Genomic DNA, 19,605 nt, shown 5'->3' on the forward strand with positions numbered 1-19,605 from the left:
GTGTCAGTGGAACTTTGGCAGCAGTGCGTGGAGCTTCTGCGCGATGAGCTGCCTACCCAGCAATTCAATACCTGGATCCGTCCGCTACAAGTCGAAGCCGAAGGCGACGAGTTGCGCGTCTACGCGCCTAACCGTTTCGTACTCGACTGGGTCAATGAAAAGTACCTGGGCCGCTTGCTGGAACTGCTCGGTGAACACGGCAACGGTTCCGTGCCGGCGCTCTCCTTATTAATAGGCAGCCGTCGCAGCTCGGCTCCGCGTGCAGCACCCAACGCACCGCTCGCAGCTGCCGTGGCTGCTTCCCAGGCCGCGGCAGCCAAGGTTGCACCGGCGCCAGCCGTCAGCGAGCCGGTCAACCACGCCCCTTCTGCGCCTGTTGCCGAGCCTGCAATGGAAGAAGCGCCGTCCCGGGAAAGCTTCGATGCGATGGGGGGCGACGCTCCGGCCACTGCCCCCGTTGCCGCCAACGGTCGTTCGGAACAGCGTACCGTGCAGGTCGAAGGTGCACTCAAGCACACCAGCTACCTCAACCGGACCTTTACCTTCGAAAACTTCGTGGAAGGTAAATCCAACCAGCTGGCCCGTGCCGCAGCCTGGCAGGTGGCGGACAATCCCAAGCACGGCTACAACCCGCTCTTCCTTTATGGGGGCGTAGGCTTGGGTAAGACCCACTTGATGCATGCCGTGGGTAACCATCTGCTCAAGAAGAACCCCAACGCCAAGGTTGTCTACCTGCATTCCGAGCGCTTTGTCGCGGACATGGTCAAGGCGTTGCAGCTCAATGCGATCAACGAGTTCAAGCGTTTCTATCGTTCCGTGGACGCCTTGCTGATCGACGACATCCAGTTCTTCGCTCGCAAGGAGCGTTCCCAGGAAGAGTTTTTCCACACCTTCAATGCCCTTCTTGAAGGCGGCCAGCAGGTGATTCTCACCAGCGACCGTTATCCCAAGGAGATCGAAGGCCTGGAAGAGCGATTGAAATCACGCTTCGGCTGGGGCTTGACCGTAGCGGTCGAGCCGCCCGAGCTGGAAACCCGTGTTGCGATCCTGATGAAGAAGGCCGACCAGGCCAAGGTCGAGCTGCCGCATGACGCCGCGTTTTTCATTGCCCAGCGCATTCGTTCCAACGTTCGCGAACTCGAAGGTGCACTTAAGCGTGTAATCGCCCACTCCCACTTCATGGGCCGCGATATCACCATCGAACTGATTCGTGAATCGCTGAAGGATTTGCTGGCGCTGCAGGACAAACTGGTCAGTGTGGATAACATCCAGCGCACCGTCGCCGAGTACTACAAGATCAAGATTTCCGATCTGTTGTCCAAACGTCGCTCGCGTTCGGTGGCTCGCCCACGGCAGGTTGCCATGGCCCTGTCCAAGGAATTGACCAACCACAGTCTGCCGGAAATCGGCGATGTATTCGGCGGCCGTGACCACACCACCGTGCTGCACGCCTGCCGCAAGATCAACGAACTCAAGGAATCCGACGCGGATATCCGCGAGGATTACAAGAACCTGCTGCGGACCCTGACGACCTGATGTCAGCGCAGCTTTTCAAGGCAAGGGACTAGACCATGCATTTCACCATTCAACGCGAAGCCCTGTTGAAACCCCTGCAACTGGTCGCAGGCGTCGTCGAGCGCCGCCAGACCTTGCCGGTACTGTCCAACGTACTGCTGGTGGTCCAGGGTCAGCAGTTATCACTGACCGGTACCGACCTCGAAGTCGAACTGGTCGGCCGCGTCCAACTGGAAGAGCCGGCCGAGCCTGGCGAGATCACCGTACCTGCGCGCAAGCTGATGGATATCTGCAAAAGCCTGCCGAACGATGCGCTGATCGATATCAAGGTCGACGAGCAGAAGCTGCTGGTCAAGGCCGGTCGTAGCCGCTTTACCCTTTCGACACTGCCAGCCAACGACTTCCCGACCGTGGAAGAAGGTCCGGGCTCGCTGACCTGCACCCTGGAGCAAAGCCGCTTGCGTCGCCTGATCGAACGCACCAGCTTCGCCATGGCCCAGCAGGACGTGCGCTACTACCTCAACGGCATGCTGCTGGAAGTATCCACAGGTACCCTGCGTGCAGTTGCCACTGACGGTCACCGTCTGGCCATGTGCTCTATGAGCGCCGACATCGGTCAGGCCGACCGTCACCAGGTGATCGTGCCGCGCAAAGGTATCCTCGAGCTGGCACGCCTGCTCACCGAGCCGGATGGCACTGTCAGCATCGTCCTGGGTCAGCATCACATTCGCGCCACTACCGGTGAGTTCACCTTTACCTCGAAACTGGTGGACGGCAAGTTCCCTGATTACGAGCGTGTGCTGCCGAAAGGCGGCGACAAACTGGTGCTGGGCGACCGCCAGGCATTGCGTGAGGCTTTCAGCCGGACCGCGATCCTGTCCAACGAGAAGTACCGTGGCATCCGTCTTCAGCTGGCCGCTGGCCAGTTGAAAATCCAGGCGAACAACCCTGAGCAGGAAGAAGCGGAAGAAGAGATCAGCGTTGACTACAACGGCGCTTCGCTGGAGATCGGCTTCAACGTCAGCTATCTGCTGGACGTGCTGGGCGTAATGACTACCGAGCAGGTTCGTCTGATCCTGTCCGACTCCAACAGCAGCGCGCTGCTGCAGGAAGCGGACAATGATGACTCCTCCTATGTCGTCATGCCGATGCGTCTGTAATCTTTCCAGACAATTCTAGATGTCCCTCAGTCGTGTCTCTGTCACCGCGGTGCGTAACCTGCACCCGGTGACCTTCTCACCCTCCCCGCGTATCAACATCCTCTACGGTGCCAATGGCAGTGGTAAAACCAGCGTGCTGGAGGCCATTCACCTGTTGGGGCTGGCTCGTTCATTCCGTAGCACCCGACTGAACCCTGTCATCCAGTATGAAGAAGCCGTCTGTACGGTTTTTGGCCAGGTGGCACTAGGAGACGGCGCATCGAGCAATCTTGGTGTATCCCGAGAACGCCAGGGAGATTTCACCATCCGTATCGACGGGCAGAATGCCCGTGGTACCGCGCAACTTGCAGAAATCCTGCCGTTGCAGCTGATCAATCCAGATAGTTTCCGCCTGCTTGAAGGTGCGCCGAAGATCCGTCGCCAGTTCCTCGATTGGGGAGTGTTCCACGTGGAACCCCGCTTTATGGGAACTTGGCAACGACTGCAGAAGGCGCTGCGGCAGCGAAACTCCTGGCTCCGGCATGGTACACTTGACGCCGTTTCGCAAGCGGCCTGGGACCGTGAATTGTCCCTGGCCAGTGCTGAAATCGACGAATATCGCCGTAATTACATCAAAGCGTTGAAGCCTGTCTTCGAGCAGATCCTCAGCGAATTGCTGGAGCTGGAGGGGCTTACCCTCAGCTATTACCGAGGCTGGGACAAGGACCGGGAGCTTATCGACGTGCTCGCGGCCTCTCTTCAACGTGACCAGCAGATGGGGCATACCCAGGCTGGTCCGCAACGCGCAGATTTACGCCTCCGGCTGGGTGCGAACAATGCTGCGGACATTCTGTCCCGCGGCCAGCAGAAGTTGGTGGTTTGCGCGTTGCGTATCGCCCAAGGACACCTGGTCAGCCAGGCGCGCCGCGGTCAGTGTATTTACCTGGTGGATGACTTGCCGTCCGAGCTGGATGAGCAACACCGTCGTGCGCTGTGCCGCTTGCTGGAAGACTTACGCTGCCAGGTGTTTATCACCTGTGTAGATCACGAATTACTGAGGGAAGGCTGGCAGACGGATACGCCGGTTGCTTTGTTCCACGTGGAACAGGGCCGTATCACCCAGACCCACGACCATCGGGAGTGAAGGCATGAGCGAAAATCAAACGTACGACTCCTCCAGCATCAAGGTGCTGAAAGGGCTTGATGCCGTACGCAAACGTCCCGGTATGTACATTGGCGACACCGATGATGGTAGCGGCCTGCACCACATGGTGTTCGAGGTGGTCGACAACTCGATCGACGAAGCCCTCGCCGGCCATTGCGACGACATCACCGTAATCATTCACCCTGACGAATCCATCACCGTGCGCGACAACGGTCGCGGCATTCCGGTCGATGTGCATAAAGAGGAAGGGGTCTCCGCGGCAGAGGTCATCATGACCGTTCTCCACGCCGGCGGTAAGTTCGACGACAACTCCTACAAGGTTTCCGGTGGTCTGCACGGCGTAGGTGTCTCGGTAGTAAACGCCCTCTCCGAAGAACTGACCCTGACCGTTCGCCGCAGCGGCAAGATCTGGGAGCAGGTCTACGTTCACGGTGTTCCACAAGCGCCGATGAAAATTGTTGGCGAAAGTGAAACCACTGGTACCCAGATTCACTTCAAGCCTTCGGCTGAAACCTTCAAGAACATCCACTTCAGCTGGGACATCCTGGCCAAGCGGATTCGTGAACTTTCCTTCCTGAACTCCGGCGTCGGTATCCAGCTGAAGGACGAGCGTGCAGGCAAGGAAGAGTTCTTCCGTTATGAAGGTGGCCTGCGTGCATTCGTTGAATACCTGAACACCAACAAGACTCCGGTGAACCAGGTTTTCCACTTCAGCGTCCAGCGTGAAGATGGTGTAGGTGTGGAGATCGCCCTGCAGTGGAACGATAGCTTCAACGAAAACCTGCTGTGCTTTACCAACAACATCCCGCAGCGCGACGGCGGTACCCACCTGGTTGGCTTCCGCTCCGCCCTGACCCGTAACCTGAACAACTACATCGAGCAGGAAGGTCTGGCCAAGAAGAACAAGGTCGCGACTACCGGTGACGATGCCCGTGAAGGTCTGACCGCGATCATCTCGGTCAAGGTGCCGGATCCGAAGTTCAGTTCGCAAACCAAGGACAAGCTGGTTTCCTCGGAAGTGAAGACTGCCGTGGAACAGGAGATGGGCAAGTACTTCTCCGACTTCCTCCTGGAAAACCCGAACGAAGCCAAGGCCGTTGTTGGCAAGATGATCGACGCTGCCCGTGCCCGTGAAGCGGCGCGCAAAGCCCGTGAAATGACCCGCCGCAAAGGTGCACTGGATATCGCCGGCCTGCCGGGCAAACTGGCGGATTGCCAGGAGAAGGACCCTGCCCTTTCCGAACTCTACCTGGTGGAGGGTGACTCCGCAGGTGGATCGGCCAAGCAGGGTCGTAACCGCAAGACCCAGGCCATCCTGCCGTTGAAAGGCAAGATCCTCAACGTCGAAAAGGCCCGTTTCGACAAGATGATCTCCTCGCAGGAAGTCGGCACCCTGATCACCGCCCTCGGCTGCGGTATCGGGCGCGAAGAGTACAACATCGAGAAGCTGCGCTATCACAACATCATCATCATGACCGATGCTGACGTCGACGGTTCGCACATCCGTACCCTGCTGCTGACCTTCTTCTTCCGTCAGTTGCCTGAGCTGGTCGAGCGCGGCTACATCTACATCGCCCAGCCGCCGCTGTACAAGGTCAAGAAGGGCAAGCAGGAACAGTACATCAAGGACGACGAGGCCATGGAAGAATACATGACCCAGTCGGCCCTCGAGGACGCTGCCCTGTACCTGAACGAGTCTGCCCCGGCGATTTCCGGCCCGGCGCTGGAAGCCTTGGTCAATGAATTCCGTGGCGTGATGAAAACCCTGAAGCGCCTGTCGCGCCTTTATCCACAGGAGCTGACCGAGCACTTCCTGTACCTGCCGGCGGTTTCCGTGGAGCAGCTGTCCAACCAGGCCGCGATGCAGGAGTGGCTGGACAAGTTCCAGGAGCGCCTGAACGGCGTCGAGAAGTCTGGTCTGCTGTACAAGACCAGCCTGCGTGAAGACCGTGAGCGCAATATCTGGTTGCCGGAAGTGGAAATCACCTCCCATGGCCTGGCCAGCTATGTCACCTTCAACCGTGACTTCTTCGGCAGCAACGATTACCGCACTGTCACCGCGCTCGGTGCTCAGCTGGCGTCGTTGCTGGAAGAAGGCGCCTACGTGCAGCGCGGTGAGCGCAAGAAAGCGATCAACGAGTTCAAGGAAGGTCTGGACTGGTTGATGGCCGAAAGCACCAAGCGCCACACCATCCAGCGATACAAAGGTCTTGGCGAGATGAACCCGGACCAGCTGTGGGAAACCACCATGGACCCGGCCGTGCGTCGCATGCTCAAGGTCACCATCGAAGACGCGATCGCTGCCGATCAGATCTTCAACACCCTGATGGGCGATGCGGTGGAACCTCGCCGCGAGTTCATCGAAAGCAACGCGCTGTCGGTGGCTAACCTAGACTTCTGATAGTCGGGGATAAATCGGCAAAGTAACGAAGAAGGCCAACCCTCTGGGTTGGCCTTCTTCGTTTGTGCCAGGAAATTTAACCTGTTCCACGTGGAACATCGCTTACGCCCAGGTCCCTTGAATGGGATGTATCTGGAGAAAGGACGATGATCATCGGCGGTAACCTATATGTGGAGGCACTGTTCGGCAGTGCGACCTGGACCATCAGCTACCTGGTGATGGATGACGAAACCCGACACTGCGCCCTGATTGACAGTGTTCTCGACTACGATCCCAAGTCTGGACGCACCGATACCCATAGTGCCGATAGGCTGATCGACCGGGTCCGCGAACTCGGCGCCAGCGTGCAGTGGATTCTTGAAACTCATGTCCACGCCGATCACCTATCGGCAGCGGCCTACCTTAAACAGGCACTGGGCGGACAGTTGGCCATCGGTAGCAATATCACCCAAGTGCAGAAAACCTTTGGCGCCCTGTTCAATGCCGGTCCCGGTTTCGCTCGGGACGGTAGCCAGTTCGATGTGCTGTTCGGCGACGACAGTACATTCACCATCGGTGGCTTGAGGGCGCGAGCACTGCATACGCCCGGTCATACCCAAGCCTGCATGACCTACCTGGTCGAAGCCGGAGACGAGACGGTGGCTTTCGTCGGTGACACCCTGTTCATGCCCGACTACGGCACTGCCCGCTGCGACTTCCCCGGTGCCGATGCGCGTACCCTGTTCCGCTCCATCCAGCGCATTCTTGCCCTTCCCGCCCATACCCGGCTGTTCATGTGCCACGACTATCTGCCCGGTGGCCGCGAATTGCGCTACATGACCACGGTCGCCGAGCAACGCGCCAGCAACATCCATATTCGTGACGGCATCAGCGAGGATGACTTCGCCGCCATGCGCCAGGCCCGTGATGCCACTCTCGAGATGCCCGTACTGATGTTGCCTTCGGTACAAATCAACATGCGCTGCGGCCAGTTTCCCGAACCCGAGGAAAACGGCGTCAGCTACCTGAAGATCCCGATCAACGTTCTGTAGATACGCTTTCGCATCGTTACATCCTATTCGGCCAATAGCTCGCCCTGCTCCTCGGCACACAGCGCCAGCAAGTAATCCCAGACCACCCGCAGGCGTACGGACTTGTGCAGCTCGCGGCGGGTACTGATCCAGTAGCTGCGCTGGATGGTTTCGCTGGGCAGGATGCGCACCAGTCCAGGGTCGTGCCGGGCCATGTAGTTAGGCAACACCGCAATACCCAACCCCGCCCGAGCAGCATGCTGCTGGGCGATCACACTGGTGCTGCGGAACACCACGTTCGGCGCCCGGCAGAAGCTGTGCAGGAACAGCAATTCCTGGCTGAACAGCAGGTCATCGACATAGCCGATCCAGCTGTGCCGAGCGAGGTCCTCGCGGCTGTTGAGGGCGGGCGCCCGGGCCAGGTACTCGCGGCTGGCATAGAGCGCCAGGCGATAGTCGGTGAGCTTGCGGGTGATCAGCAGATCGGCGTTGGGCCGCTCAAGGTGAATGCTGATTTCCGCCTCGCGGTTGATGATGCTGACGAAGCGTGGCACCGCCACCAGCTCTACCTCCAGGCCCGGATAACGTTCGAACAACCCGCTCAGTCGTGGAGTGAAGAATACGATACCGATGCCTTCGGTGACCCCCAGGCGAATCTTGCCGAGCGGCGTAATTGCCTGGGTGATCTCCTCCTGCGCCAGCAGCGCGACGTTCTCCATCGCCTCCGCATGCTTGAGCAGAGCCTGCCCGGATGGGGTCAGTTCATAGCCCTGGGCATGCTGGACGAACAGCGCCGTGCCTAAACTCTGCTCGATATTCTCGATATGCCGGGCCACGGTACTGTGGGTGGTGTTGAGGCGCTTGGCGGCGGTCAGCAGGCGGCCGCTGCGCTGGAGTTCGAGAAAAAACCGCAGATCATTCCAGTCGAACATGTTGGTCCCATTCATCGCTGGCCTCGTTGGCGCTGTGCTAAAACGCACAACGGTTGAGTGAAATCTCTCGTTTTCAACTCGAAAGTAATCAACAACACTGAGGCAAGACAAGAATAAAAATCAGGCGAGAGGTTTGAAATGCCATCAGCCGAACTGTCCTACGACTACGTCATTGTTGGCGCCGGCCCGGCTGGCTGCCTGCTGGCCAACCGGCTTTCCGCCGATCCCGGTTGCCGTGTCGCCCTGCTTGAAGCGGGAGGTCGCGACAACTACCCCTGGATTCATATTCCGGTGGGCTACCTCTACTGCATCGGCAATCCCCGCACCGACTGGTGCTTCAAGACCGAGAACCAGCCTGGCCTTACCGGGCGCAGCCTTGGCTATCCGAGGGGCAAGGTCCTGGGTGGCTGTTCGTCGATCAACGGCATGATCTATATGCGCGGTCAGGCCGGCGATTACGATCGTTGGGCAGAGGAAGGCAACCCAGGCTGGGCGTGGAAGGATGTGCTGCCGCTGTTCAAGACCAGCGAAAAGCACTTTGCTGGCGCTTCGGACATACATGGCAGCGAAGGCGAGTGGCGGGTGGAACGGCAGCGTTATTCCTGGCCGATCCTCGACGCCTTTCGCGAGGCTGCGGCCCAGCAGGGTATTGCCAGCGTCGATGACTTCAACGGTGGCGATAACCAGGGTTGTGGATACTTCCAGGTCAACCAGAAATCCGGCGTGCGCTGGAACGCGTCCAAAGCCTTCCTGCGTCCTGTCGCTGACCGTCCCAACCTCGACGTGCTCACCGGTGTCGAAGTCGATCGGGTGCTCCTCGAGAACGGTCGTGCGGCGGCGGTACGGGGACGTCGGGAGGGCCAGTGGCAGGATTTCCGCGCCCGTCGCGAGATACTGCTGTGCGCCGGCTCCGTAGGATCACCGGGCATCCTGCAGCGCTCCGGCATCGGTCCGCGGCCGTTGCTCGAACGCCTGGGCATCGGCGTACAGCACGAACTGCCGGGCGTCGGCGGTAATCTCCAGGACCATCTGCAACTGCGCCTGATCTACCAGGTGGATAACGTGCGCACCCTCAACCAGGTTGCCAACAGCCTGTTCGGCAAGATGGGCATGGGCCTGCGTTATCTCTATGACCGCAGCGGACCACTGGCGATGGCGCCGAGTCAATTGGGGGCCTTCGTGCGCAGTGGTCCGGAGCAGACCTCGGCCAACCTGCAGTATCACGTCCAGCCGCTGTCACTGGACCGCTTCGGGGAACCGCTGCACCGCTTCGCCGCGTTCACCGCCTCGGTGTGCAACCTGCGCCCGGTCAGCCGCGGGCGTGTGGATATCCGCTCCGCCGATCCGTCCGTGGCGCCGATGATCGACCCCAACTACCTCAGCGCAGCCGAAGACCTCAAGGTTGCCGCCCAAGCCATCCGCCTGACCCGCGCCATCGTCGCTTCCCCTGCCCTGGCGCCCTTCTCGCCCAGGGAATACCTGCCGGGCGCAGCGCTGGATAGCGAAGAAGAACTGCAAAAGGCCGCCGGCCAGATCGGCACCACGATCTTCCACCCGGCCGGAACCTGCCGCATGGGCAGCGGTCCGCTGGATGTGGTGGACGCACAATTGCGAGTGCATGGAGTACCTGGCCTGCGGGTCGCCGATGCCTCGATCATGCCGAACATAGTGTCCGGCAACACCTGTTCCCCCACATTGATGATCGCGGAGAAGGCCGCGCAACTGATTCGCCAGGGCCATGAGGCCGCCGGCAAGCGTAGTGACCGAGCAACGATAACGACGCCCTGAGCCTTGCCCGGGCGGCGCGCAAGAGTGACACCGGCAGCAGTCGACCGGTGTCGACAGTGGACAACAACAATAATCACTGTGCCCCCAACGACGGGGCCGAGGACAGCACGATGTCGGACACCCTCCAGCAACAGGGCGCAACCACGACGGCCAACAGCCGTCGCGAAGAGCGCAAGATAATTTTCGCGTCATCCCTCGGGACGGTTTTCGAGTGGTATGACTTTTTTCTCTACGGGGCCCTGGCCGCGGTTATCAGCAAGCAATTCTTCGCCGGGGTCAACGACACCACGGCGTTCATCTTCGCGCTGATGGCCTTTGCCGCAGGCTTCCTGGTCAGGCCTTTCGGTGCCCTGGTATTCGGTCGCCTCGGTGACATGATCGGGCGCAAGTACACCTTCCTGGTGACCATTGTGCTCATGGGCCTGTCGACCTTCGCTGTCGGCCTGCTACCCACCTATGCCAGCATCGGCATCGCTGCGCCAATCATCCTGGTAGTGCTGCGCATGCTCCAGGGCCTGGCGCTGGGGGGCGAATACGGCGGCGCGGCTACCTATGTGGCCGAGCACGCGCCACCCGGCAAGCGCGGTTTCCATACCGGGTTCATCCAGTCCACCGCCACGCTCGGCCTGCTGCTTTCGCTGATCGTGGTACTAGGCAGTCGGTATATCAGTGGCGACCAGTTCGAAACCTGGGGCTGGCGCTTGCCATTCCTGCTTTCCATCGTGCTGCTGGCGATCTCTACCTGGATCCGCATGAGCATGCACGAATCGCCTGCCTTCGTGAAAATGAAGGCCCAGGGCAAGGTGAGCAAATCACCGATCCGCGAGTCGTTCACCTCCTGGCCGAACCTGAAGGTGGTACTGACCGCGCTGTTCAGCATCAACGCCGGACAGGCCGTGACCTTCTACACCGCCCAGTTCTACGTGCTGTTCTTCATGACCCAGATGCTCAAGATGGACCCGGCCCAGGCCAACTCGCTGTTGATCATCAGCGTGGTGATCGGCGCGCCGTTCTTCGTCTTCTTCGGTTGGCTGTCGGACCGCGTGGGGCGCAAGCCGATCCTGATGATTGGCCTGCTGCTGGCTACCGTCCTGTACTTCCCGCTGTTCAAGGCCCTGAGTCATTACGCCAATCCGCAGATCGACGCCGCCAGCCGCCAGGCGCCTATCGTGGTACTCGCAGATCCGGCCGGTTGCACGTTCCAGTTCGACCCTGTGGGTAAGGCACGCTTCGACAGCCCGTGCGACAAGGTGAAGACCTTCCTGGTCAAGCAGGGCCTTCCCTACAGCTCGCAAGCCCTGCCAGCCGGCAGTGCCGTGGCGGTGACCGTTGGCGAGCAGCGCATCGACGGCTTCGACGAAGCAGCCTTGCGTGCCGCCATCGACAAGGCCGGCTACCCGGCCAAGGCCGAGGCTGCCAACGTCAACCAGCCGATGGTGGTCCTGCTGATCGTGGTGATGATCCTGATCGCCACCATGACCTACGGCCCGCTGGCGGCGGTGATGGTCGAGCTGTTCCCGACCCGCATCCGCTATACGTCGATGTCCCTGCCCTATCACATCGGCAATGGCTGGTTCGGCGGATTCCTGCCAACCGTATCCTTCGCCCTGGTGGTATACACCGGGGATATCTTCTACGGACTGTGGTATCCGGTACTGATTACCGGGGTCAGCTTGGTGGTAGGTCTGTTCTGCCTGAAAGAAACCCGGGATGTGGATATCGACAAGATCTGAGCTGATCACATGCGCAAAAAAACCGGCTTAAAAGCCGGTTTTTTAATTCCGCGAAAAAACTTATGCACGATTTACATGAAACCTTCATACCCAGAAATATGTATGAATATCAGCAAGTTGCATTCGTTTTTCACGGGTCATCCAAATATTGTCAACAAGTTATCCACAGATCGCCTCAGGCCACCGAGGCAGTTTCGCTGGTGGTGGCTTGTGGCGGCAGCGAACCCAGGTCGCGCTGGGTCTGTTCGTTCCACGCTGCAGCGCGGTCGTTCAGCTCTGCGATGGCCCGCGGGCCGGAGCCCTCGGCCCACATCGGCTGGCCGATAACCACCTCGATGGTGCCGGAACGCTTGCCCCAACCCTCTTTCGGCCAGAACTTGCCGGCGTTATGAGCAATTGGCAGCACCGGCAGGTTGGCGTTCACTGCCAAGGCTGCGCCACTGCGGGAGAACTTGCCGACCTGACCGAAAGGCACGCGGGTGCCTTCCGGGAAGATCAGCACCCAGACATTCTGCTTGAGCAGCTCGTCGCCCTTGCTCGCGACCTGTTTCAGCGCGACCTTCGGGTTGTCCCGGTCGATGGCGATAGGCCGCAGCATGGCCATGGCCCAGCCGAAGAACGGCACGAACAGCAATTCGCGCTTGAGCACCTGGCTCAAGGGTTGGAAATAGGCAGAAAGGAAGAACGTCTCCCAGGTGCTTTGGTGATTGGACACGATCACACAAGGCCGCTCGGGGATGTTCTCGGCGCCGGTCACCTTGACCTTGATACCGAGGAATACACGTACCAGCACCAGCGCGAAGCGGCACCAGTAGACATTGATGAAGCGATAGCGCACCGGGAACGACATGAACGGTGCGACAAAGAAGCTCAGCGAGCACCAGAGCAGCGAACTGGTCCCCAGCAGCACATAGAACAGGAAAATTCTGATCGCCTGCAGGATCGACATAGCAGCGTGTACCGTTGCGGGCGTGCCCGCTCGAAGTAAGAACGCGCCCGCAAGGGCCGGCGCGTCAGGTGTGGATAAGTGTTCTGGCGATGGCGGCCAGGTCATCGAAGACCAGTGTATCCGGTGGTACGCCTTTGGCGAGGGTCTTCTCGCCTTTGCCGGTACGCACCAGGACCGGTTGTGCATCGACGGTCAGCGCGGCCTCCAGGTCACCCTTGCTGTCGCCGACGAACCACACGCCGGTCAGCTCGACCCGGTAATGTGCGGCAATCTCGCGCAGCATGCCGGGCTTGGGTTTGCGGCAATCGCAGCCGTCATCCGGCCCGTGTGGGCAGTGGACGATCAGGCCGACCTCGCCACCAAGACCGGCCACCAGCTCGCGCAGACGGGCGTGCATGGCGTCGAGGGTCGACAGCGGGTAATAGCCACGAGCGATGCCGGACTGGTTGGTGGCGACCGCCACCGTCCAGCCGGCCTTGCTCAACTGCGCGATGGCCTCGATCGAGCCGGGGATCGGAATCCACTCGTCCAGCGACTTGATGTAGGCGTCGGAGTCCTGGTTGATCACCCCGTCACGATCGAGAATCAGCAGTTTCAAGGCTTACCCCAGCAGCGAGATATCGGCCACGCCCAGGAACAGACCGCGCAGGCGGCTGAGCAGGGCATAACGGTTGGCCCGCACGCTGGCGTCCTCGGCATTGACCATCACCGCTTCGAAGAACGCATCCACAGGCTCGCGCAGGGCGGCCAGGCGTGCCAGCGATTCGGCGTACTGGCGCGAGGCGGCCATCGGCTGCACGGCCTGGTCGGCCTGCTGGATCGCCGAGTACAGCGAGAACTCGTTGGCGTTGTCGAAGTACTTCGGCTCGACAGTGCTGGCGATGGTGCCTTCGAACTTGCTCAGCAGGTTCGATACGCGCTTGTTCACCGCGGCCAGTGCCTCGGCCTCCGGCAACTTGCGGAAGGCCTGGACGGCCTGCACGCGCTGGTCGAAGTCCAGGGCGGAGCCCGGCTTCAGGGCACGCACGGACAGGTAGGTGGCGACGTCGATGCCTTCGTCTTCATAACGCGCACGCAGGCGGTCGAAGATGAACTCCAGCACCTGCTCGGCCAGGCCGGCGGCCTTGACCTTGGCACCGAACTGCTCGACGGCGACGTTCACCGCGTCGGTCAGGTCCAGGTCGAGCTGTTTCTCGATCAGGATGCGCAGCACGCCCAGGGCCGCGCGACGCAGTGCGTACGGGTCCTTGGAGCCGGTTGGCAGCATGCCGATGCCGAAGATACCGACCAGGGTATCGAGCTTGTCGGCGATGGCCACGGCTGCGCCGGTCAGGGTCGACGGCAGTTCGGCACCGGCGCCGCGCGGCATGTACTGCTCGTTCAGGGCCAGGGCGACGTCTTCCGGCTCGCCGTCGTTGAGTGCGTAGTAATAACCGGCGACACCCTGCATTTCGGGGAATTCGCCAACCATTTCGGTAGCCAGGTCGCACTTCGACAGCAGGCCGGCACGCGCAGCACGCTGCGGATCGCCACCGATCTTGCCGGCGATGAATGCGGCCAGCTTGCCGACGCGCTCGGCCTTGTCGAAGACGCTGCCCAGCTGGGCCTGGAACACCACGTTTTGCAGGCGCTCGTTGAAGCTTTCCAGCGGCTGCTTCTTGTCCTGCTTGAAGAAGAACTCGGCGTCGGTCAGGCGTGGACGCACGACCTTCTCGTTGCCTTCGATGATCTGCTTCGGATCGCGGCTCTCGATGTTGGCCACGGTGATGAAGCGCGGCAGCAGCTTGCCGTCGACGTCCAGCAGGCAGAAGTACTTCTGGTTGTCCTGCATGGTGGTGATCAGGGCTTCCTGCGGCACTTCGAGGAAGCGCTCTTCGAACGAGCACACCAGCGGCACTGGCCATTCGACCAGGGCAGTCACTTCGTCCAGCAGCGCCGGCGGCACGATGGCGGTGCCTTCCTGCTGCATGGCCAGCTCGGCGGTACGCTTGCTGATCAGCTCGCGGCGCTCGTTGAAATCAGCCAGGACGTAGGCCTTGCGCAGGTCTTCCTGGTAGTTGGCCGGGGCGGAGATGCGCACGTTTTCCGGGTGGTGGAAGCGGTGGCCACGGGATTCACGGCCGGCTTTCTGGGCGAGGATGGTGCAATCGACCACGTCGTCGCCGAGCAGCATTACCAGCCACTGGGTCGGACGCACGAACTCTTCCTTGCGGGCACCCCAGCGCATGCGCTTGGGAATCGGCAGGTCGTTCAGCGAATCCTCGACGATGGTCGGCAGCAGGCTGGCGGTCGCCTTGCCCGGGATATGCTGGGAGAAGCGCAGCTTGGCGCCGCTCTGGTCGATCTCGGACAGCTCGACACCGCATTTCTTGGCGAAGCCCAGGGCGGCCTGGGTCGGGTTGCCTTCGGCGTCGAAGGCAGCCTGACGGGGCGGGCCGTCGACGTTGATGCTGCGATCCGGCTGCTGGGTATCCAGGTCACGGATCAGAACGGCCAGGCGGCGGGGTGCGGCATAGACGTGCTTGGCGCTGTAGTTCAGGCCGGCAGCCTGCAGGCCCTTCTCGATGCCGGCAAGGAATGCGTCGCCGAGGCTGGCGAGGGCTTTCGGTGGCAGTTCTTCGGTGCCCAGTTCAACCAGGAAATCTTGAGCACTCATTCCGCAGCCTCCAGCTTGGCCAACACTTCATCACGCAATTCAGGGGTTGCCATCGGGAAGCCGAGGCGGGCACGGGCTTGCAGGTAGCTCTGGGCCACGGCTCGGGCCAGGGTGCGCACGCGCAGGATGTAACGCTGGCGCTCGGTCACCGAGATGGCGCGGCGGGCGTCCAGCAGGTTGAAGGTGTGCGAGGCCTTGAGGACCATTTCGTAGGTCGGCAGCGGCAGCTCCAGCTCGATCAGGCGGTTCGCTTCGCTTTCATAGAAGTCGAACAGTTCGAACAGCTTCTCGACGTTGGCGTGCTCGAAGTTGTAGGTCGACTGCTCCACTTCGTTCTGGTGGAACACGTCGCCGTAGGTGACCTTGCCGAACGGGCCGTCGGTCCAGACCAGGTCATACACCGAATCGACGCCCTGCAGGTACATGGCCAGGCGCTCGAGACCGTAGGTGATCTCGCCGGTGACCGGCAGGCACTCGATGCCGCCAACCTGCTGGAAGTAGGTGAACTGGGTGACTTCCATGCCGTTGAGCCAGATTTCCCAGCCCAGGCCCCAGGCGCCGAGGGTCGGCGATTCCCAGTTGTCTTCGACGAAACGGATGTCGTGGACCAGCGGGTCGAGGCCGATGGCTTTCAGCGAGCCCAGGTACAGCTCCTGGAAGTTCGCCGGGTTCGGCTTCAGGACCACCTGGAACTGGTAGTAATGCTGCAGGCGGTTGGGGTTTTCGCCGTAGCGACCATCGCCCGGGCGACGGCTTGGCTGGACATAGGCGGCGTTCCAGGTCTCAGGGCCTACGGCGCGCAGAAACGTGGCGGTATGAAAAGTGCCGGCGCCCACTTCCATATCGTAGGGCTGAAGCACCACACAACCTTGCTCGGCCCAGTACTGCTGGAGCGCGAGGATCAAGTCTTGGAAGGTACGCACGGCTGGCGTAGGCTGGCTCACGAAATTCACCTGTTTCTAGGGCTGCGAATATAAAGAGCGGGAGTATAACCCGATTCGCCCCTGCCTCTACCCATGGTGCTTTATGCCTCGTTGCTTTTGGTGTACCGACGATCCGCTGTACCAGGCTTATCACGACCACGAATGGGGCACGCCGCAGCGCGACGCGGGGCAACTGTTCGAAATGCTGTTGCTCGAAGGGTTCCAGGCCGGTCTTTCCTGGATCACCGTGTTGAAGAAACGCGAGCGTTATCGCCAGGTGATGTTCAGCTTCGATCCGCATCGACTGGCCGAAATGACCGATGAGGAAATCGAGGAGCGCATGCTTGATCCCGGCATCATCCGCAACCGCCTCAAGCTCAATGCCGCACGGCGCAACGCCCGCGCCTGGCTGGCGCTGGAAGACCCGGCGGCGCTGCTCTGGTCGTTCGTCGGCGGGCAGCCGAAGATCAATCACTTCGTCGGGCGTGGCGAGGTGCCGGCGGTTACCGATGAAGCCAAGGCCATGAGCAAGGCCCTGCAGAAAGCCGGCTTCACGTTCGTCGGCCCGACCATCTGCTACGCCTTCATGCAGGCAACCGGCATGGTCATGGACCACACCACCGATTGCGATCGATACGCCGCCCTGCTGCGCTGACGGGTACAATGCCCGGCTTGTGTATGGAGGAACCTGCCTGTGGATAAATTCAAGGGCGCCTTGATGGTCGGGGCGCTGCGACTGTTTGCCAAGCTGCCTTGGGGCGCCGTGCAGCGCGTCGGTGCGGCCATCGGCTGGATCATGTGGAAAGTCCCGAACAGTTCGCGCGAGGTGGTGCGCATCAACCTGGCCAAGTGCTTCCCGGAGATGGACCCGGTCGAACGCGAGAAGCTGGTGGGCCGTTCGCTGATGGATATCGGCAAGTCCTTTACCGAAAGCGCCTGCGCCTGGATCTGGCCGGCGCAGCGTTCCATCGATCTGGTGCGTGAGGTCGAGGGCCTGGACGTGCTGAAGGACGCCCTGGCTTCAGGCAAGGGCGTGGTGGGCATCACCAGCCACCTGGGCAACTGGGAGGTGCTCAATCACTTCTATTGCAGCCAGTGCAAACCGATCATTTTCTACCGGCCTCCTAAGTTGAAGGCTGTGGATGACTTGCTGCGCGAGCAGCGCGTGCAACTGGGCAACCGCGTAGCGCCTTCGACCAAGGAAGGCATCCTCAGCATCATCAAGGAAGTGCGCAAGGGCGGCCAGGTAGGCATTCCGGCGGACCCTGAGCCGGCCGAGTCGGCAGGGATCTTCGTGCCGTTCCTCGGGACCAAAGCGCTGACCAGCAAGTTCGTGCCGAACATGCTGGCCGGCGGCAAGGCGGTGGGTGTATTCCTGCATGCCCTGCGCTTGCCGGATGGCAGTGGTTTCAAAGTGATTCTGGAAGCGGCGCCGGAGGCGATGTACAGCACCGACACCGAGACCTCGGCGGCGGCGATGAGCCAGGTTGTGGAAAAGTATGTACGGGCCTATCCGAGCCAGTACATGTGGAGCATGAAGCGCTTCAAGAAGCGGCCGGCGGGAGAGGCTCGCTGGTATTGAGGGCGTACGCGGACCCTGTGGGAGCGGGTTTACCCGCGATGACGTCGGTGGATTCACCATCGCAATCGCGGGTGAACCCGCTCCCACAGGGGCGCGGTGAATTCAATTGCCGGCTTTATCCAGTTTCCTGAGAAACACCACCATCTCTTTCTCGGCCTGCTTGTCCCCATGAGCCCGCGCCGCCGCGATGCCCCGCTCCCAGGCATCCCGTGCCGCCAGGTTATCCCCAGTCGCCAGCCACGCCTTGCCGAGCAGTTTCCACGCCGCCGAATACTTCGGGTCCATCTCGACACACCGGGCCAGATGCACTGCCGCCTCTGCGCCATTGCCCTCGTCCAGCCACGATTTGCCCAGGCCAAAGCGCAGCAGGGCGTTATCCACACCCTTGGCCAGCATCTTTTCCAGCGATTCGCGCATGGTGTCTTTCCTTAGAAGAAGGTCAGGCCAACGTGGAACAGCTTTTCCACGTCACGGATGTACTTCTTGTCCACGACGAACAGGATGACGTGGTCGCCCGTGCGGATCACCGTGTCGTCGTGGGCGATCAGCACTTCTTCGTCACGGATGATCGCGCCGATGGTGGTGCCCGGCGGCAGGTTGATGTCCTCGATGGCCTTGCCGACCACCTTGCTCGACTTCGCGTCACCATGGGCGATCGCCTCGATGGCCTCCGCCGCTCCCCGGCGCAACGAGTGCACGCTGACGATATCGCCGCGTCGCACGTGGGTCAGCAGCGTGCCGATGGTCGCCAATTGCGGGCTGATGGCGATATCGATCTCGCCGCCCTGCACCAGGTCCACGTAGGCCGGGTTGTTGATGATGGTCATCACCTTGCGCGCGCCCAGGCGCTTGGCCAGCAGCGAGGACATGATGTTGGCCTCGTCGTCGTTGGTCAGGGCCAGGAAGATATCGGCATCGGCGATGTTCTCTTCCAGCAGCAGGTCGCGGTCCGAAGCACTGCCCTGGAGCACCACGGTGCTGTCGAGGGTGTCCGAGAGGTAGCGGCAACGTGCCGGGCTCATCTCGATGATTTTCACCTGGTAACGGCTTTCGATGGCCTCGGCCAGGCGTTCGCCGATCTGCCCGCCGCCAGCGATGACCACACGCTTGTTGCCTTCGTCGAGGCGGCGCAGTTCGCCCATGACCGCACGGATATCGGCCTTGGCGGCGATGAAGAACACCTCGTCGTCAGCCTCGATCACCGTATCGCCCTGCGGCAGGATCGGCCGGTCGCGTCGGAAGATCGCGGCCACCCGGGTTTCCACATTGGGCATGTGCGCGCGGATCTGGCGCAGTTGCTGGCCCACCAGCGGCCCGCCGTAATAGGCCTTGACCGCCACCAGCTGGGCCTTGCCCTCGGCGAAGTCGATCACCTGCAACGCGCCGGGGTGTTCGATCAGGCGCTTGATGTAGTGGGTGACCACCTGCTCCGGGCTGATCAGCACGTCCACCGGGATGGCTTCGTTGTCGAACAGGCCGGCGCGGGTCAGGTAGGCCGATTCGCGAACCCGGGCGATCTTGGTCGGCGTATGGAACAGCGTATAGGCGACCTGGCAGGCGACCATGTTGGTCTCGTCGCTGTTGGTCACCGCCACCAGCATGTCGGCGTCGTCGGCGCCGGCCTGGCGCAGGATGGTCGGGAACGAGCCGCGGCCCTGGACGGTGCGGATATCCAGGCGATCGCCCAGGTCACGCAGGCGGTCGCCATCGGTATCCACCACGGTGATGTCGTTGGCTTCGCTGGCCAGGTGTTCGGCCAGCGTGCCGCCGACCTGTCCCGCGCCGAGGATGATGATCTTCATCCGCTCCCTT

General features: G+C 61.2%; 16 protein-coding genes. 9 read left to right on the forward strand and 7 right to left on the reverse strand.

Going from position 1 to position 19,605, the window contains the following annotated elements:
* The 5 genes from dnaA (at nucleotide 1) to ACPFMA_RS00025 (ending at nucleotide 7,251) form a co-directional block, all read left to right on the forward strand.
* Nucleotides 1-1,536 carry a chromosomal replication initiator protein DnaA gene (gene dnaA / locus ACPFMA_RS00005; protein WP_064302154.1) on the forward strand — a complete coding sequence of 512 codons (1,536 nt, stop codon included), beginning with the start codon at nucleotides 1-3 and terminating at the stop codon, nucleotides 1,534-1,536.
* Nucleotides 1,537-1,571: 35 nt separating this feature from the next.
* Entirely contained in the window at nucleotides 1,572-2,675 is a 1,104-nt protein-coding gene (gene dnaN / locus ACPFMA_RS00010; RefSeq protein WP_075804316.1) for a DNA polymerase III subunit beta, read from the forward strand.
* A gap of 19 nt (nucleotides 2,676-2,694) precedes the next feature.
* Nucleotides 2,695-3,798, forward strand: a complete 1,104-nt coding sequence (gene recF, locus ACPFMA_RS00015) for a DNA replication/repair protein RecF (protein ID WP_009402562.1) — start codon at nucleotides 2,695-2,697, stop codon at nucleotides 3,796-3,798.
* Between the two features lie 4 nt (nucleotides 3,799-3,802).
* Nucleotides 3,803-6,220, forward strand: a complete 2,418-nt coding sequence (gene gyrB / locus ACPFMA_RS00020; RefSeq protein WP_064302152.1) for a DNA topoisomerase (ATP-hydrolyzing) subunit B — start codon at nucleotides 3,803-3,805, stop codon at nucleotides 6,218-6,220.
* A gap of 146 nt (nucleotides 6,221-6,366) precedes the next feature.
* Nucleotides 6,367-7,251 carry an MBL fold metallo-hydrolase gene (locus ACPFMA_RS00025; RefSeq protein WP_425929475.1) on the forward strand — a complete coding sequence of 295 codons (885 nt, stop codon included), beginning with the start codon at nucleotides 6,367-6,369 and terminating at the stop codon, nucleotides 7,249-7,251.
* 23 nt (nucleotides 7,252-7,274) lie between these two features.
* Here the strand turns inward: ACPFMA_RS00025 and ACPFMA_RS00030 are convergent, their stop codons facing one another.
* Nucleotides 7,275-8,162 carry a LysR family transcriptional regulator gene (locus tag ACPFMA_RS00030; protein WP_064302223.1) on the reverse strand — a complete coding sequence of 296 codons (888 nt, stop codon included), beginning with the start codon at nucleotides 8,160-8,162 and terminating at the stop codon, nucleotides 7,275-7,277.
* Between the two features lie 138 nt (nucleotides 8,163-8,300).
* Between ACPFMA_RS00030 and ACPFMA_RS00035 the strand changes: the two genes are divergently transcribed.
* Nucleotides 8,301-9,950 (forward strand): GMC family oxidoreductase, encoded by a 1,650-nt coding sequence (locus ACPFMA_RS00035; RefSeq protein WP_425929476.1) that lies wholly within the window; start codon nucleotides 8,301-8,303, stop codon nucleotides 9,948-9,950.
* Between the two features lie 110 nt (nucleotides 9,951-10,060).
* Nucleotides 10,061-11,683 carry an MFS transporter gene (locus tag ACPFMA_RS00040; protein ID WP_279899639.1) on the forward strand — a complete coding sequence of 541 codons (1,623 nt, stop codon included), beginning with the start codon at nucleotides 10,061-10,063 and terminating at the stop codon, nucleotides 11,681-11,683.
* Between the two features lie 175 nt (nucleotides 11,684-11,858).
* Here ACPFMA_RS00040 and ACPFMA_RS00045 read toward each other — a convergent pair whose 3' ends face one another.
* The 4 genes from ACPFMA_RS00045 to glyQ form a co-directional block, all read right to left on the reverse strand.
* Nucleotides 11,859-12,632 (reverse strand): lysophospholipid acyltransferase family protein, encoded by a 774-nt coding sequence (locus tag ACPFMA_RS00045; RefSeq protein ID WP_009401853.1) that lies wholly within the window; start codon nucleotides 12,630-12,632, stop codon nucleotides 11,859-11,861.
* Nucleotides 12,633-12,696: 64 nt separating this feature from the next.
* On the reverse strand, nucleotides 12,697-13,230 hold the full coding sequence (gene gmhB / locus ACPFMA_RS00050; RefSeq protein ID WP_420058497.1) for a D-glycero-beta-D-manno-heptose 1,7-bisphosphate 7-phosphatase: 534 nt from the start codon (nucleotides 13,228-13,230) through the stop codon (nucleotides 12,697-12,699).
* 3 nt (nucleotides 13,231-13,233) lie between these two features.
* Nucleotides 13,234-15,288, reverse strand: coding sequence for a glycine--tRNA ligase subunit beta (gene glyS, locus ACPFMA_RS00055; RefSeq protein WP_420058498.1), 2,055 nt, complete (start codon nucleotides 15,286-15,288; stop codon nucleotides 13,234-13,236).
* Nucleotides 15,285-16,232, reverse strand: coding sequence for a glycine--tRNA ligase subunit alpha (glyQ, locus tag ACPFMA_RS00060; RefSeq protein WP_009401850.1), 948 nt, complete (start codon nucleotides 16,230-16,232; stop codon nucleotides 15,285-15,287). Before glyQ ends, glyS begins: the two co-directional genes overlap by 4 nt.
* Nucleotides 16,233-16,314: 82 nt before the next feature.
* Between glyQ and ACPFMA_RS00065 the strand changes: the two genes are divergently transcribed.
* The gene (locus ACPFMA_RS00065) at nucleotides 16,315-16,866 is read left to right on the forward strand and encodes a DNA-3-methyladenine glycosylase I (protein WP_425929477.1); all 552 of its coding nucleotides are present in this window, start codon (nucleotides 16,315-16,317) and stop codon (nucleotides 16,864-16,866) included.
* A 39-nt stretch (nucleotides 16,867-16,905) separates the two neighbouring features.
* Nucleotides 16,906-17,793 carry a lysophospholipid acyltransferase gene (locus tag ACPFMA_RS00070; protein WP_009401847.1) on the forward strand — a complete coding sequence of 296 codons (888 nt, stop codon included), beginning with the start codon at nucleotides 16,906-16,908 and terminating at the stop codon, nucleotides 17,791-17,793.
* 102 nt (nucleotides 17,794-17,895) lie between these two features.
* Here ACPFMA_RS00070 and ACPFMA_RS00075 read toward each other — a convergent pair whose 3' ends face one another.
* Together ACPFMA_RS00075 and trkA are read right to left on the reverse strand one after the other, a co-directional pair.
* Nucleotides 17,896-18,210, reverse strand: coding sequence for a tetratricopeptide repeat protein (locus ACPFMA_RS00075; RefSeq protein WP_420058499.1), 315 nt, complete (start codon nucleotides 18,208-18,210; stop codon nucleotides 17,896-17,898).
* 11 nt (nucleotides 18,211-18,221) lie between these two features.
* Complete coding sequence (gene trkA / locus ACPFMA_RS00080) at nucleotides 18,222-19,595, reverse strand: Trk system potassium transporter TrkA (RefSeq protein WP_064302146.1); 1,374 nt, start codon at nucleotides 19,593-19,595, stop codon at nucleotides 18,222-18,224.
* Nucleotides 19,596-19,605 lie beyond the last annotated feature (10 nt).

It is taken from the genome of Pseudomonas sp. NyZ201 (assembly GCF_049860765.1).
GTDB lineage: Bacteria > Pseudomonadota > Gammaproteobacteria > Pseudomonadales > Pseudomonadaceae > Aquipseudomonas > Aquipseudomonas bharatica.